Annotated in this window: 13 protein-coding genes, 1 riboswitch and 1 other annotated feature; all 13 genes read right to left on the bottom strand. The window is 36.1% G+C overall.

Going from position 1 to position 14,878, the window contains the following annotated elements:
* Nucleotides 1-6: 6 nt before the first annotated feature.
* The 13 genes from argC to nrdF all read right to left on the bottom strand — a co-directional run bounded on the left by argC (nt 7) and on the right by nrdF (nt 14,855).
* Nucleotides 7-1,047, bottom strand: a complete 1,041-nt coding sequence (gene argC / locus BLT22_RS09415) for an N-acetyl-gamma-glutamyl-phosphate reductase (RefSeq protein ID WP_091762788.1) — start codon at nt 1,045-1,047, stop codon at nt 7-9.
* Nucleotides 1,044-2,315, bottom strand: coding sequence for an argininosuccinate synthase (locus tag BLT22_RS09420; RefSeq protein ID WP_091762790.1), 1,272 nt, complete (start codon nt 2,313-2,315; stop codon nt 1,044-1,046). The genes argC and BLT22_RS09420 overlap by 4 nt, the downstream gene beginning before the upstream one ends.
* A 65-nt stretch (nt 2,316-2,380) precedes the next feature.
* Nucleotides 2,381-2,652, bottom strand: a binding site (T-box leader).
* Nucleotides 2,653-2,869: 217 nt separating this feature from the next.
* Nucleotides 2,870-3,817, bottom strand: coding sequence for a phosphoglycerate dehydrogenase (locus BLT22_RS09425; RefSeq protein WP_087057234.1), 948 nt, complete (start codon nt 3,815-3,817; stop codon nt 2,870-2,872).
* A 123-nt stretch (nt 3,818-3,940) separates the two neighbouring features.
* Nucleotides 3,941-4,729, bottom strand: a complete 789-nt coding sequence (locus tag BLT22_RS09430; RefSeq protein ID WP_091762792.1) for a hypothetical protein — start codon at nt 4,727-4,729, stop codon at nt 3,941-3,943.
* A gap of 63 nt (nt 4,730-4,792) precedes the next feature.
* Entirely contained in the window at nt 4,793-5,668 is an 876-nt protein-coding gene (rsmI, locus tag BLT22_RS09435; RefSeq protein WP_091762794.1) for a 16S rRNA (cytidine(1402)-2'-O)-methyltransferase, read from the bottom strand.
* Complete coding sequence (locus BLT22_RS09440) at nt 5,646-5,999, bottom strand: GIY-YIG nuclease family protein (protein ID WP_087057237.1); 354 nt, start codon at nt 5,997-5,999, stop codon at nt 5,646-5,648. The genes rsmI and BLT22_RS09440 overlap by 23 nt, the downstream gene beginning before the upstream one ends.
* Entirely contained in the window at nt 5,974-6,696 is a 723-nt protein-coding gene (locus BLT22_RS09445) for a tRNA1(Val) (adenine(37)-N6)-methyltransferase (protein WP_087057240.1), read from the bottom strand. Before BLT22_RS09445 ends, BLT22_RS09440 begins: the two co-directional genes overlap by 26 nt.
* A gap of 205 nt (nt 6,697-6,901) precedes the next feature.
* On the bottom strand, nt 6,902-7,660 hold the full coding sequence (locus tag BLT22_RS09450) for a 3-oxoacyl-ACP reductase (protein ID WP_091762796.1): 759 nt from the start codon (nt 7,658-7,660) through the stop codon (nt 6,902-6,904).
* A 136-nt stretch (nt 7,661-7,796) separates the two neighbouring features.
* Nucleotides 7,797-7,910, bottom strand: a riboswitch (TPP riboswitch).
* Nucleotides 7,911-8,394: 484 nt separating this feature from the next.
* The gene (locus BLT22_RS09455; RefSeq protein WP_218127267.1) at nt 8,395-9,285 is read right to left on the bottom strand and encodes a YtnP family quorum-quenching lactonase; all 891 of its coding nucleotides are present in this window, start codon (nt 9,283-9,285) and stop codon (nt 8,395-8,397) included.
* A gap of 144 nt (nt 9,286-9,429) precedes the next feature.
* Entirely contained in the window at nt 9,430-10,785 is a 1,356-nt protein-coding gene (locus tag BLT22_RS09460) for an APC family permease (RefSeq protein ID WP_091762798.1), read from the bottom strand.
* Between the two features lie 241 nt (nt 10,786-11,026).
* Nucleotides 11,027-11,587 (bottom strand): anaerobic ribonucleoside-triphosphate reductase activating protein, encoded by a 561-nt coding sequence (gene nrdG / locus BLT22_RS09465; RefSeq protein ID WP_087060298.1) that lies wholly within the window; start codon nt 11,585-11,587, stop codon nt 11,027-11,029.
* On the bottom strand, nt 11,577-13,781 hold the full coding sequence (gene nrdD / locus BLT22_RS09470) for an anaerobic ribonucleoside-triphosphate reductase (RefSeq protein ID WP_091762800.1): 2,205 nt from the start codon (nt 13,779-13,781) through the stop codon (nt 11,577-11,579). Before nrdD ends, nrdG begins: the two co-directional genes overlap by 11 nt.
* A gap of 114 nt (nt 13,782-13,895) precedes the next feature.
* Nucleotides 13,896-14,855 carry a class 1b ribonucleoside-diphosphate reductase subunit beta gene (gene nrdF / locus BLT22_RS09475; RefSeq protein ID WP_087060303.1) on the bottom strand — a complete coding sequence of 320 codons (960 nt, stop codon included), beginning with the start codon at nt 14,853-14,855 and terminating at the stop codon, nt 13,896-13,898.
* Nucleotides 14,856-14,878: the final 23 nt, after the last annotated feature.

A 14,878-nucleotide genomic window follows, 5' to 3' on the forward strand; every position in this document is an offset into this window, starting at 1 on the left:
TCCACCTCAAAACGATGGGGCTACCATCGAAAGTCCTTTAATTTCGTCAATTCCCAGCATTAGATTGAAATTCTGCACCGCTTGACCTGCAGCACCTTTTTGCATATTGTCAATGACACTGACTATAATCAATCGATTGGTTCTTTTGTCAATTGTTAATCCTATCTGACATTGATTTGAATGTTGTACATGACTGATATCCGGTAATTTACCTGCCTTTAATACCGTTACAAACGGTTCATCCTCGTACCAGTTTTCATATATGTTCTGAATACTTTTTGCATCGATTCCATCTAAGATATCCACATACATTGTGGATAAGATTCCCCTGTTGGCTGGTAGCAAATGCGGAACGAAGGATACCTTGGTTTCTCCAGCTCCCATAAGTTTCAATTTTTCTTCGATTTCTGGTGTGTGTCGATGAGTCGCCACCTTGTAAGCATTAAACCCTTCATTCTTCATTGCATAATTTGTACCTTCTGAGAGAGCTTTACCCGCTCCTGTCACACCTGACTTTGCGTCAATAATCAGACTGCCTGGGGCAACCAGTTTATTTGAGATTGCTGGATACAGTCCCAACAAGATACTTGTTGGATAACATCCTGGATTAGCCACTAACTTTGTCCTCTTAATTTCTTCACGATTCATTTCTGAAAGCCCATAGACTGCCTGCTCATGTAGTGCTGGAAATTCAACGTCCACTCCATACCATTCTTTATACACATCAAAGTCTTTCAGACGAAAATCCGCGCCGACGTCAATGACTTTTTTGTTCTGATCCATACACTGTTTGACTAAATTTTCGCTTTCTCCATGCGGTAAACAGAGAAACAAAACATCTGCTTGTGCAATCACTGTTGCATTGTTGTTAAAATTCAAATCATACTGACCTGTAAATGCAGGATATACATCTGAAAGGGGCTTGCCCACATGATTCATTGAAGACAATCCTGTTATTTCTACATCCGGATGGTTTAGCAAGATTTTTGTCAGCTCAGCTCCTACAAATCCACTTGCTCCGATTACACCAACTTTGATTTTGCTCATGCTTTGATTCCTTCCTCTTTCAGGATGAAGGTGCTGTTTACTTGCTTTGCAAGCTGTGTTTTCTTTTTCATTTCTGCATGAATGACACTTGATAATCCATATAAATTAATAAATCCAGCAGCATCCCCTTGATTGTAGACATCATCGTCATCAAATGTTGCGAAAGCTTCTGAATACAAGCTGTAAGGAGAGTCGACACTTGAGACAATCATATTTCCTTTATATAATTTCAGTTTCACAGTCCCGGTAACGGTCTGTTGTGTTTCATCAATAAAGGCATCTAGTGCTTGTTTTAATGGTGTAAAATACTGACCATTGTATATGATGTTGGCATACTTGTGAGCCAGGTCTTGTTTATATTGAAGCGTCTCTTTATCCAATGTAATCATTTCTAGTTGCTCATGTGCAAAATAAAGTAACGTTCCACCTGGCGTTTCATATACACCACGGCTTTTCATACCGACTAGACGATTTTCTATCATATCCAGAATTCCTATAGCATTTTCTCCACCAATTTTGTTCAACGATTTGATTAATTCAACGCCGCCCAGTTCTTTTCCATCAATCGCTACTGGAACACCTTGTTCAAAGTCAATGTTGACATAGGTCGGTTTATCCGGGGCTTGTTCCGGCGTAACACTCATTTCCAGAATCGAATGATATTTCGGTTCATTCAACGGATCTTCTAAATCTAACCCCTCATGAGACAAGTGCCACAGATTCTTGTCTTTAGAATAATTCGTTTCCCGAGAAATCTTCAATGGAATTTCATGTTTTTCTGCGTAATCAATCGCTTCTTCACGAGAGGTGATTTCCCACGTTCTCCATGGGGCAATAATATCTAGTTCAGGCGCTAGAGCTTTAATGCCCATCTCAAACCGAACTTGATCATTTCCTTTTCCGGTACAACCATGACAAATGGCATCAGCACCTTCCTGTTTTGCAATGTCTACCAAAGCTTTGGCAATGACTGGACGAGCTGTTGCTGTGCCTAACAGATACTTATTCTCATAAATCGCTCCTGCTTTTAAGGTTGGAAAAATGGAATCATAAACAAATTCTTCTTCCACTTCAGCTAGATAAAATTTTGAAGCACCTGTCTTCAAAGCTTTTTCTTCTAGTCCTTCTAGTTCGTCTTCTTGTCCAACGTTTGCTGTAACTGCAATAATTTCACAGTTATAGTGTGCTTTTAACCAGTGTATGATAACGGAAGTATCTAATCCTCCTGAATATGCCAATACGATTTTGTTATATTGTTTGTCAGTCATGATGCATGCTCCTTTTTTTGTTTTATTTTTAAAAATGTGTATAAAAAAAACGCCTACTGTTTTTACACAGAGACGATTTAAATCGCGGTACCACTCTACTTGCAGACAAATATTTATTAACGGGTGTCTGCCACCTCAGTACATTAACGCTGCATGACGGCTGTTTCTCATTATCCTGCCAAAAATACTAATTTTCAAGCAGAATATCCAAAACAGCATCTTCCAAGTGCGGTTCAATGAGCTTTCCATGCCGATCTTCCACTCTGTATCGGCTCGCTGATTGCCATAAGCATTTTTATGAAAGCATCTCATCTACTCTCTTGTTCATTGATGTTATGAAGTAGTCTACATCAGCCAAATTTCTATGTCAACTGTTTTATTAATTTTTTTGAATATTTTCCGCTATTTAATAAATTAAACTCCCTTTTTAAGTATATTTATACATTATTTCATTTATAAAATTCAATGTAAAAAAACGATAGTAAGATTACTATAGAAACAGTAATCTTACTATCGTTTAACTTTTAATAAAATAGATTATGCTTTAGTAGTCATTAATAACCGCGAGTATAATCTACTAAATTAATAGGTAATGCTTCTCCATTCATATAAGCTTTTAAATTCTTTTCAAATATTGGAAAGAGGCTTTTGCTATAATCCTCTAATCTACCAGCAATATGGGGTGTGATCAATACATCCTCACGATTCCAAAGTGGATGATCGCTTGGTAATGGTTCTTCATGAAATACATCAAGACCAGCGTATGCAATATTAGAATCTAGTGCTTCTAGTAAAGCATCGGTATCTACTGTTCCACCACGACCGACATTGATAAATATACTTTGCTCTTTCATCGCTTTAAATAAATCTTTATTAAACATTTCATCTGTTTCTTCTGTCAGTGGAAGAATATTTACAACAATATCTGCTTGACCAATGACTTTTTTCAAATCATCTTGAGTATGCTGTTCATTCATATAGTCTATATTTCCACCGCTACGATTGATACCTATTGTCTTCATATCAAAAGCCTGTGCCACTTTACCGGTTTGTTTTCCAATCTCACCAGTACCCACGATCATCATTGTTTTACCCTTTAGTTCTAGTAAAGTATCAACAGATATCCATTCATTTTTCATTTGTGCTTTCAAAGAAATATCCATGCCTCTAGTGTAATGAAGTAACATACCGAAGACAGACTCAGCTATACCATTCGAGTGGATTCCGCTTGAATTCGTTAGCAAGATAGCTTGTTTCTCCAATTTCTCCAGATCTAAATAATCTACTCCAGCAGAAGCCACCTGTATCCATTTGACCTGATTTGTTGAATCATCGATCAGTTTATTACCCTCTTCACTATTCCAACCATATACTACTTCTATATCTTCTAGATTATCCGCTTCTTCCAGAGAAGAAATCAGTTTATAATCTGGTGCTAATGCTTTTATTTTTTCTTCTTGCTGTGCTGTAAATTTTCGCCATGATAGAATTGTATTTGTCATTTCTTCCACCTCTTTTTAATATTATGACATAGCTTCTACAAAATTTCTATGATGTTGTATTTTCAAATCAAAAACGGATATACCCATTTTGGGTATATCCGTTTCAACCAAATTCATTACAAGTTATTCAACTGTTTGATATTCTCCAGTTACTGAATCCATTTTTTCGATAGAATCCGTTTGTAAATCATACCTGTAAAGTCCAATCAAGTTAGACCATTCTACTCCATCTTGTTTTACGGTTTCTCTTACTTCAATTGATACCCATTGATCATCTGTCCTATCCACAAAAATTGAATAATTTTCGTTATTTAGTTTTAGACGATCTACTGACTGATTAAAGGCATAGTCTTCTGCTTCTTTATCCGAAGCGAACGTTTTCTGTTCTTTTGTTTCAGTTTTTTCTGTGGTCGTTTCTTCAGAATTCGTTTCTGTTTCAGCTTTTTTTTCTTTTTCAGCAAGCCAATTTCCTAGCTCTTCATCCGTTGCATCTTCTATAGATTTGCCTGTAGCTGCTAAATATTCTTCTCCTAGAACACTAGATTGGCGCTCTGTTTGATATTCTATTTTGTCTGAAGATGTGCCTGCTACTTTCTTTGCTTGTTCAGCTTGAGTAAGGTTCACTTCTTCTAACAATGTTTCAGCTTCTGATTGAATATCTGGATAATCTGTCAAGTCTTCTTTAAGTAAAAGAGATAACGTTCCAGCTGCTTCATCCAGTTTGCTAGCGTCATATTGTGCTTTTGCTTGATCTAAACTTGTTTGATAGTCATTATTTACAGTTGCTTCAGTTTCAGTAGTTTTAGCTTGTTCAGTTTCTGGCTCTACCTCTGGCTCTTGAGCGTTATCGCTGCACGCAGCTAACGTAGCTCCAATAGTTAAAAATGTCACTAATCTAGTCCATTTTTTCATTGAATTAGCCTCCTTCATTTGTTTATATTATACTGTATCTTTTTAAAGAATACTATCTCGTATTTATAATTCATGATAAGCTGAATAGACTTCTCTTTTTTGAATATTTCTAAGTTGTGCCACTTCTTTAATCGCTTGTTTACTCGTTCCACCTTGCATGTTTAGTACTTTTTCAACATGTTCTTTTAACGTCCACTTCTTCCATTCTGCCTCTTGCTCGTTCAACTCAGGATTTTGATTGCCTTCTACAATCACACAGAATTCTCCTCTAATCTGTTCGTTCTGTGCCCATTTTGAAACATCGTAAATTGAGCCGCGAATAAATTCTTCATAGCGTTTAGTCAATTCTCTTGCTAAAACAATTTTTCGTTCAGATCCAAATACAGTTTCCATTTGTTCCAGCATTTCTTTTAATCGATGAGGTGATTCATAAAAAATCATCGTCTCTTGTCGATTCTTTAAAAGGTCTAATTCTGACTGTAGTGTCTTTTTCTTTCTTGATAAAAATCCATAAAAATAGAAAGGTTGAGGTGCTAGTCCTGAAGCAATCAATGCCGTCAAGGCTGCGTTTGCACCTGGCAAAGGAACAACGGCTATGCCTGCATCCACAGCTGCTTTTACTAGATCGACTCCTGGATCGCTGATCGAAGGCATCCCAGCATCACTAACTTGTGCCACGGTTTCCCCTGCCAACATTCTTTCCACTAATTGTTTTGTTCTCTCTTTAGAATTATGTTCATGAAAACTAATCTGACTCGTTTCTATTTCAAAATGATTTAATATTTTCTGCGTATTTCTAGTATCTTCAGCAGCAATGAGATCAGCCTCTTTTAATAAACGAACCGCTCTAAATGTCATATCTTCCAGATTTCCAATCGGAGTAGGAATCAAATAAAGCATTCCTGTTTCACTTACTTCAAAACTTTTCTGCGTCTGCATAAGTAGACTCCTCTCTATTAATAGTAATTCGTTTTAATTGGTCCTTAAGCGGGATTGTTACGCCATTCTTTTTTAAATAGTTTTCTTTATTTTTACGTGTCAATTTCTTGAATGCTGCTTCAGCTTTTGTTGCTGCGCTTCTAGAAGCATACTTTTCTGCGTAAATCATGCGCACAGGTCTTCTATAGATTGGACGTGTATACTTTGCTCCTGTGCCCGTATTATGCTCTTTCAACCTTCGGTCCAGATCCGTTGTGTATCCACCATACAGCGTCCCATCTTTGCAGCTTAGTACATAGAAATAACTAGCCTTCTTCTCTCTCTTTTCCATATATCATCCTTCTAACTTCTGGTAAATATTCATCTTTCTGATCAAATACAAATAATGGAGGAAGTACTGTAAATCCTGTTTCTTTTCCATTTTTAATGCCTTCGATCAGAATCATATTTGCTTCTTTATGCTCTTTAGGATAGACAAACCTGACTCGTTTAGGAATTAAGTTAACTGCGCGCATGGTATCTAGAATTTCAAGAAATCGCTCTGGTCTATGCACGAAATAGGCTTTTCCTTTTGTCTTTAATAAAAAAGAAGTAGCTTTCATCATTTCTTGCAGGTTCAAATAGATTTCATGTCTAGCAATCGCTAAATGTTCATTCGGATTTTTGACACTTTCTCCGGTTACTTTAAAATATGGCGGATTACATGTCACTACATCAACCGAATCATGTTTAATTCTGCTTTTGATCTCCTTAACATCTATATGCAGCATATTGACTTTATCTTTTAACTCATTCATCAGTATACTTCTGTTGGCCATATCGACAAGACGTTCCTGAATCTCTACGCCGGTTACTAAACTATTCGTTTTCTGACTAAGCATTAAAGCAATCGCTCCATTACCTGAACAAAGATCTACAATTTTTGCATGATCATGTTTAGGTACTTGAGCGAAATCACCTAGTAATACGGCATCCAAAGAAAACGAAAAAACGGTTGGACTTTGAATTATCTTCAGATCATATTGCATCAATTGGTCGATGCGTTCATCATTTTTAAGTAAATCTTTCACTTTTCCGCTTCCTTATCAATTTATTTCTTCTAGTATACCAAAGATTCTGCCTAAACATTACCCTAGAAATGAGAAAAGCCGCTCCAGCTTAAGAGTGGCTTTAAATCATAGATCACTAACTTTAATTGTCCATTCATTCTACATAGGATATACCATACCCTTTTTAGTTCATTGTTAATCCACTGTCGACAACTATATTTTGTCCTGTTACTCCTCTAGAAGATTCTGAACCTAAGAATACGACAACTTCTGCCAAATCAGCTGGTTCTGTTACTCTATTAAGGGCTGAACTCGCTGCAATCATTTCAAATACCTCTGGTGTGGTTACGGCACTTGCATCAGTTTTTTCCAGCAATCCACCCGATACCATATTGACTGTAATATTGTATGCACCCAACTCTTTGGCCATATTTCTAGTAAATCCGATTAAAGCAGCTTTTGCTGTTGTATATTGATGATAAGGTACGACAGGGTTTTGAAATAGGTTTGTTCCAATATTAATGACTCTGCCATACTGATTCTTTTTCATCTCCGGCAGTACTGCTTGAATCGTATTCAATGATGATTGAATTGTCCCCTCTAGCTGCTCATTATAGTTTTCCCAGGTCAGATCTTCTACTTTCCCCTGCGTTAACGGATTAAATTCAAAATTAATCAAAGCATTATTGACAATTATATCTATAGGGCCAAATTGTTCTACAGCTTTTTCCACCATCATTTCTACTTGTTGCTTATCTCTAACATCTGCTTTAATGGCAACAGCATGATCCTTCCCTATCCCTTCTACAACTTGGGAGGCTTTTTGTTCACTTTTAAAGTAGTTCACTATAACTTGATATCCTTTTTCACCAAATTGTTTTGCAATTACTGCCCCTAAGCCACGACTTCCTCCTGTTACTAAAACTGTTCCTTGTTTTTTCATTGTTTTACTCCTTTTCAAATTCTTAAATTTCAAATACGTAAAAACACCATTTATCTATCCAGATGCGAACAGAAAAATGGTGTCTATTTATCTATAACTTCAATACAGCCCTCTTAAAAATAGAAGGTCTGCTAATAAAGATTAAGATCCACTTTTCCTCCGCTGGTTTTATCCAGATCAGGTCCAAAGGGTCAGGTTTCTACCTATCTCAGCCTTAGATATTTCTCAACAAGCTCCCCTAGTGGTCTTTCTATGTATTCAATTTAATTAAATCATATCATACACATAGTTTTTAGTATACTTATTATTTTTTACATCTATCTGTTTTCTACAATTTTCTATAAAATTGACAAAAGCCCCTCCAATTAAGGAGCGGCTCTCTAATTAAAAATAAATGACTTATACAGTGATTTTCGTGCTAAAATACTATTCAAATTATATTACTGAGTTTCTCATTTAAACAACACAGTCCCTACCTCTACTGTATCCTTACAACTCTATAGTTGCGCCAGATCGATTAAACTTCGTTAAAACGATTTTATATAATGTTTCATATTTATTCCTAATGTAGTTCTATTATACCATGTTCTATCAATAAATCAAATTTCAAGGTTTTTATCACTGTATCTATAAGCACTTCAGCCATCCTCTATATTCTTGCATCCATAATTCTTATAATAATTTTAAATAGTTTAAGCTGTCTAATCATCACTCTACTCTGTAATGCAAATTCATTACTTATTCTCATTATTCCAATTAATATAAGGACGTTTTGCTCTTTTTAAAGAGTCTATTATATTTTTTCCAGAACTATCCCATTGAATCATTCTATAAAAAGCATCATGATAGAATATGAATTTTGCATCTGTTTCCATCGCTTCTTTGATCCAATACTGTTTTGCTGCAATAGAATCCATTGGATAGTCATCAAAACCAAGGACCCACAAAGGATTTTGATGGGCATGAGTTGGCATGATGTCGGCCATGTGAAGTAAAGTTTCCTCATTTTGAGTTAGTTTAACAATTGAGTGTCCCTTGCTATGACCTCCAGTATGGAATAATTCAATTCCCGGAATAACTGTAATGTAATTTTCAAATGTTCTAACTTGTGATTGAATAGCTTCCCAGTTTTCTTTCCAGTATGTGCTTTTAGAGCGAATATTTGGATGCCGGATTTCATCCCACTCAACACTATTTACATATATGCTTGCATTAGGGAAAGTAGAGATATATTTCCCTTGCTTCAACTGAGTAAGTCCGCCAGCATGATCAAAGTGCATATGGGTCATCAGTACCACATCGATATCGTCAGTTGTCAGTCCTACTTGTTCTAAACTCTCTTCTACCTGCGTTTCTTCCCGTACCCCATAATTTCGGATTTGTTTCTCAGATAATTTTCCTATGCCTACTCCTGCATCAATCAAATAGTTTTTCCTTTGATACTGAATTAGAATAGCATCTGTCGGCAGCTCTATCTGGTTTTTCTCATTTACTGGGTATTTTCTTGACCAAAGTGGTTTGGGTACAGGTCCAAACATGGCTCCACCGTCCATTGAAGTAATCCCACCGTTTATCCATGTCAATCTCATATCATGAAAATCCATTGCATCTAATTCCAACGCCATATAATACTCCCCTTTTTCAAACTAGCCATTCTTTTTTTACAACTACAGGAGCTACTGGCTTAATTATACTAAAAATAAATATCCCTATGCAAAAAACGCTCAAAAAGAATTTATCTTCTGAGCGTTTTAACTGATTGTCTTATTTTATATATCTATAACTTTTTTCTGGTAATAGAAATATCCCGCAATACAAACTAATAAAGAAAAAATCAAGAAGAATGGTACGAATGTTGGGTTTGAGAAAATTCCGCCAATCAAAATCACTAATGATCCCATTGTTCCAAATACTGGAGCGATATACCCTAAGAATACACTTTTTACAATACCTTCTCTTTTCAATTGAATGACTTTCATATAAAGAACAGCATAAGCAAGATAACTGAATACAATTGCAATCTCACTGACATCCCCTCCTGACAACATTCCTGTCTTTTGAGTAATGTAGTGCAATACCATCCACACAAGACTGATAACGTAAGCTGCCATTGCAGAAGCGGGGGAAAGTTCACTTGTCGGATCAATCTCTGCTATCTTATGGCTCATAGGCACCATATTCTTCATGGCTAAAGCTTGTGGCAGTCGAATAAAGCCTAATGTCAATCCGTTTACAACACCTAATACAGCAATCAATACGAATGTCAACATGATCGTTTCTCCATTGGCTCCTAAGATAGCTGTACCGATTTGATTAATTGCAGCGTCTCCTGTAGAAAGAATATACTCCTCTCCCACAATTGCTACAGTCCCTAAGTAGTAGGCTAAATAGACTGCTAAAACAATCAACGGTCCAATGGTTAACGCAATGGGCATATTCCGTTTAGCATTCTTCACTTCTGGGGTAATTGTTGTTGAGATAACCCAGCCTTCAAAAGAAAAAGCCATAGGTGCTAGTGCTGCTAGCCATCCCAGCCCCACTGAACTGGTTCCAATCGAGGCTATTCCACTTGGTATTTCTGGTGTTGGCGAACTCCAGAATAACCCAGCCACTCCAATTCCAATTAGCGGAATCATTTTAATAAAGGTCGTCAAATTCTGGAATCTTCCCCCTAATTTAAGCGAAAAGTAATTTAGCGAAAATAAAAATGTTAAATAAATTAATCCAATACCTATTTGCATCTCCAGAGTTGTTGACAGTCCAAATAACATCGTTGTATAAATTCCTGCCACCCAAGCGACCACGACTGTTATTGTAGGAAAATAAATCCATAACTGAAACCATCCAAATGCACTTGCAGCTGATGAAGAGACAAACTCTTCAAAATATCCTACAATTCCGCCAGTTTTCAGAGTCCTGCTTGCTAGTTCCGTTAAAGTAATACTTCCAAATATCACACAGAAAGCCCCGATTAAAAATACAATAATTCCTAAAAAAACATCTCCACCGGTATATGTTAAAATATCATCCGCTTTAAAAAAGATACCAGAACCAACACATATTCCAACAATCATAGATAAAGCTGTTAATAATCCATAATGCTGTTTTACACTTTTATCTTCCACTATTCGTCTCCTTAAAATCTCAATATTTAATCTATACTTTTCACTTGTAAAATTGGTCTTTCCAAATAAAGTATACAACAAAATATACCAGAAAACTGGGTTTATGAAAAGTGAATTTTCATCTTTATTTCATTAAATTCTAAACAAAATCTCTTTATTTTCTCTTTTATGTACAAAAGCATTAAGAGCAGCATGAGACTTTCGACAAATACTTCCAGTCTGCTCTTAACGCTTTAGTTTGTCACTTATAATCTCCATTATGCCATAGTTTCACTGTATTCGTTTTTAAAGATTGCTGTACATCAATAATTTTCTGATTTGAACTTCCCCTAAAGGCTAAGCTTAGATCTTTTTTGTCAAGTTCAAAACGTCCATCTACTATAACATCTAGATAAGTGAGCAATTCTTGTTTGTCTTCTGTTCCACGCATTAATTCATCCCAGGTATAACCCGTCCATGACCAAATATCCTTTGCGAACCCAAATTCTTGTCGAATTCGTCTACATAATTGTATCGTCACCCCGGTATTTAAAAATGGTTCCCCGCCAAGTAGAGTCAGTCCCTGACAATACTCAGCTTTTAAATCTTCCACAATTCGATCCTCTAATTCCTTAGAGTAGGGTTTACCATAAGTGAAGTTTTGAGCGGCCTTGTTATAACAACCTTTACAAGCAAAAGGGCATCCACTGACATAAATGCTACACCTTACGCCTTCTCCATCCACAAAATTATACGGCTTATAATCTGCTATATAATGCTTACTGAACTGATCTGAGGTCCAGGCTACTGGATCAATTGCCATTCAGATCAGATCCTTTCATATGCTTCAATCTTGAAGAAATTTCTTTATGTCGTCCGTCTACCATTGGTCGTTTTTGAGGATTTCCAAGGTAACCACAAGTTCTTTTTACGACATCACACGTTTCTGGATCCGTATTTCCACACTCAGGGCATTTAAAGCCATGCTCTGTTGGTTTGAAATCTCCTTCAAATCCACATTTATAGCAATGATCAATCGGCGTATTTGTTCCTAAATACCCAACTTTATCGTAAGCAAAATCCCATACAGCTTCTAAAGCTTTTAAATTGGTTTGTAATTTCGGATATTCACAGTAATGGATGAATCCTCCACTGGTATAGGGAGCATAGGCTTTCTCAAATTCAATCTTTTCAAAAGGTGTTGGATTTTTTCTGACATCATAGTGAAAACTGTTCGTGTAATACCCTTTATCTGTGATATCTTTTATTGAACCAAACTTCTCTTTGTCTAACTTACAAAAGCGGTCTGTCAGACTTTCACTAGGTGTTGAATATACACTGACATGCAAATTAGTCTCTGCGCTCCAACTATCTGCAGTTTTTTTAAGTTTCCGTATAATATCTAATGTAAGAGTCTTCGCTTCTTTATTCTCTTCCCAATTGCCGCCATAAAATACAGTAGCTACTTCATATAATCCAATATATCCTAAAGAAGCTGTTGCTCTTCTATCTAGAAATAATTCGCTAACTTTTTGTTCTTTTGTTAATCGTTTACCAAATGCACCATGCATATATAAAATAGGGGCATTCTCTGGAGTAGCATCCATCACGCGTTCAGCTTTAAAAATCAATGCATCATGCAGCGTGTCCAGTCTTTCTTCTAATAATTCCCATAATTTTTCCTGATTTCCATCTGCTTCTAATGCTATTCTGGGTAAATTCAGTGTAACAACGCCCAAATTCATTCTCCCTGAATTAATCTCTTGGCCTTGTTCATCTTTCCATCCTTGTAAAAACGAACGGCAGCCCATTGGAGCTTTAAAACTCCCAGTTAATTCAACGATTTTATCGTATGATAATATATCCGGATACATTCTTTTTGCTGAACAGGCTAAGGCCAGCTCTTTAATTTCATAATTAGGATCTTCTGGATTTAAGTTAATCCCTCGTTTTAAAGTAAAAATTAGCTTAGGAAAGATCGCTGTCCGTTTCTCTTTTCCCAGACCTTTCAATCGAACTTCTAAGATAGATTTTTGAATTTCTTTTTCTAACCAGTTCGTTCCTAATCCAAACCCTACACTCGTAAATGGTGTTTGTCCTTGAGAAGTATACAGTGTATTGATTTCATACTCTAAACTTTGCATGGCATCATATATATCTTTTTTTGTCTTCTCTATTGCATACTCTTGCCTTTTCACTTTATCTTCTATCCATTTTCCAGCTGTTTCCTGATGTTTCTTGTAGTTCAATTTTGCATAAGGAGCCAATACTTCATCAATCCGATCAAAACTGCATCCTCCATATTGACTGGAGGCTACGTTAGCAATGATTTGGGCCGTTTGTGCAGCGGCTGTCTGAATAGACTGTGGAGATTCAACCTCTGCATTACCAATTTGGAATCCTTTTTCAAACATCTCTTTAAAATCAATTAAACAGCAATTACTCATAGGAGAATAAGGAGTATAATCCAAATCATGGTAGTGAATATCTCCTTTTTCGTGTGCGTTTGCCACATGTTCAGGTAACAATTTTAACCCAACTGCTTTCCCTACAATTCCTGCTGTTAAATCGCGCTGTGTATTGAAGACGTTACTGTCTTTGTTTGCATTCTCGTTAACAATACTTTTATCCTTTGTCAGCAAACTTTGAATCATTTTATTTACATCTCTACGGTTTTTTCTTTCGTTTAATTTATTATTTTTTTCTTCCTCATAAGTGCTAACTAATTCAGGATTTCCTGACTCATTCATCACCTTTTTTAAAATGTGTTCAATTTCACATGTTTCAATGCAAGGAGATGCTTTTGTTATGATGTGTTCTTCTATTTTGTTTCTAATTTTTCTTAATTCATCTTCAGTCAGTTGTATATTATTCAGTCTTGCTGATTCTACATAAATCTTCAATATCTTATTCAAATTAAAAGCTTGTGTCCGACCATCTTGTTTCAATACTTTTAGTGTATTTTCTGATTTCTCTTCTAATAGAGTCACCTGATTTACTTTGTATGTAGTTTGCATTGTTACTTCTCCTCTCAATCATTTCGTTTCTTTGGTTGTTTTTTCACAAGATGCGTCGAAAGTATTTCCTGCTTAAATTAAAAGCAGGAGCTACTTTCAGTTAACACAATCTACTTAATACCATTTAACGTAGTCTTCATCTTCCATAGTCTCGACCATCCCCAATAGATAACCATTCCCTACTTGAGAGAAGAAATCATGATTGCTGGTCCCTGTAGAAATTCCATTCATAATAATTGGATCAACATCTTCTGATGTATCAGGAAAAAGAGGGTCAAATCCTAAATTCTGCAAGGCTTTATTGGCATTGTAACGCAAGAACACGCCCACTCGATCTGTCCAACCAATTGCCCCATATAGATATTCTGTGTATTCCATTTCGTTCTCATATAGTTTAAATAATAGATCATATGTCCAATTTTTCAGCTCTTCTTGTTCTGCTTCAGATAATTGATTGTATCCAATCTGAAATTTGTATCCAATGTAAGTCCCATGTACGGACTCATCTCTTAAAATCAATTTAATGATTTCTGCTACATTTGTCATTTTACTGTTTCCTAGATAGTGAAGCGGCGCAAAAAATCCAGAATAGAATAAGAATGACTCCAAAAATACACTAGCTACTTTCTTTTGTAAATCTGATCCTTCTTGGTAAATCGCATTGATGATCTGGGCTTTTTTTTGAAGCATCTCATTTGAATGGGTCCATTCAAAAATTTGATCGATCTCAGATTTAGTATTCAATGTACTAAAAATTGCGCTGTAACTTTTTGCATGCATAGATTCCATAAATTCAATATTATTGTATACCGCTTCTTCATGTTGCGTACGAATACTTTTCTTCAATGCTTCAATCCCGTCTTGAGATTGGAGTGTGTCTAGTAAAGTTAATCCGCCAAATACTTTGGCAATCATATCTTTTTCTTCAAAAGATAACTTTTGCCAGTCACTCAAATCATTGGACAACGGGATACGAGTATCAGTCCAGAACTGTTCTACCAGTTTTTCCCATGTCAATTTATCGACCATATCTTCTATCTGATTCCAGTTAATGGCTTTATATGTCTCGGTCATTCGTTATTCTCCTTGTCCTTTGC

Origin of the sequence: Marinilactibacillus psychrotolerans (genome assembly GCF_900101525.1) — a bacterium.
Taxonomy (GTDB): Bacteria; Bacillota; Bacilli; order Lactobacillales; family Carnobacteriaceae_A; genus Marinilactibacillus; species Marinilactibacillus psychrotolerans.

What these genes read in the sequence shown, in the direction of transcription:
- BLT22_RS09425 (WP_087057234.1), bottom strand. Translation starts at nt 3,817, where the DNA reads ATGACAAATACAATTCTATCATGGCGAAAATTTACAGCACAGCAAGAA.
- BLT22_RS09440 (WP_087057237.1), bottom strand. Translation starts at nt 5,999, where the DNA reads ATGGAAAAGAGAGAGAAGAAGGCTAGTTATTTCTATGTACTAAGCTGC.
- BLT22_RS09430 (WP_091762792.1), bottom strand. Translation starts at nt 4,729, where the DNA reads ATGAAAAAATGGACTAGATTAGTGACATTTTTAACTATTGGAGCTACG.
- nrdG (WP_087060298.1), bottom strand. Translation starts at nt 11,587, where the DNA reads ATGGCAATTGATCCAGTAGCCTGGACCTCAGATCAGTTCAGTAAGCAT.
- nrdF (WP_087060303.1), bottom strand. Translation starts at nt 14,855, where the DNA reads ATGACCGAGACATATAAAGCCATTAACTGGAATCAGATAGAAGATATG.
- BLT22_RS09445 (WP_087057240.1), bottom strand. Translation starts at nt 6,696, where the DNA reads ATGCAATATGATCTGAAGATAATTCAAAGTCCAACCGTTTTTTCGTTT.
- BLT22_RS09420 (WP_091762790.1), bottom strand. Translation starts at nt 2,315, where the DNA reads ATGACTGACAAACAATATAACAAAATCGTATTGGCATATTCAGGAGGA.
- BLT22_RS09455 (WP_218127267.1), bottom strand. Translation starts at nt 9,285, where the DNA reads ATGGCGTTGGAATTAGATGCAATGGATTTTCATGATATGAGATTGACA.
- nrdD (WP_091762800.1), bottom strand. Translation starts at nt 13,781, where the DNA reads ATGCAAACTACATACAAAGTAAATCAGGTGACTCTATTAGAAGAGAAA.
- argC (WP_091762788.1), bottom strand. Translation starts at nt 1,047, where the DNA reads ATGAGCAAAATCAAAGTTGGTGTAATCGGAGCAAGTGGATTTGTAGGA.
- BLT22_RS09450 (WP_091762796.1), bottom strand. Translation starts at nt 7,660, where the DNA reads ATGAAAAAACAAGGAACAGTTTTAGTAACAGGAGGAAGTCGTGGCTTA.
- rsmI (WP_091762794.1), bottom strand. Translation starts at nt 5,668, where the DNA reads ATGCAGACGCAGAAAAGTTTTGAAGTAAGTGAAACAGGAATGCTTTAT.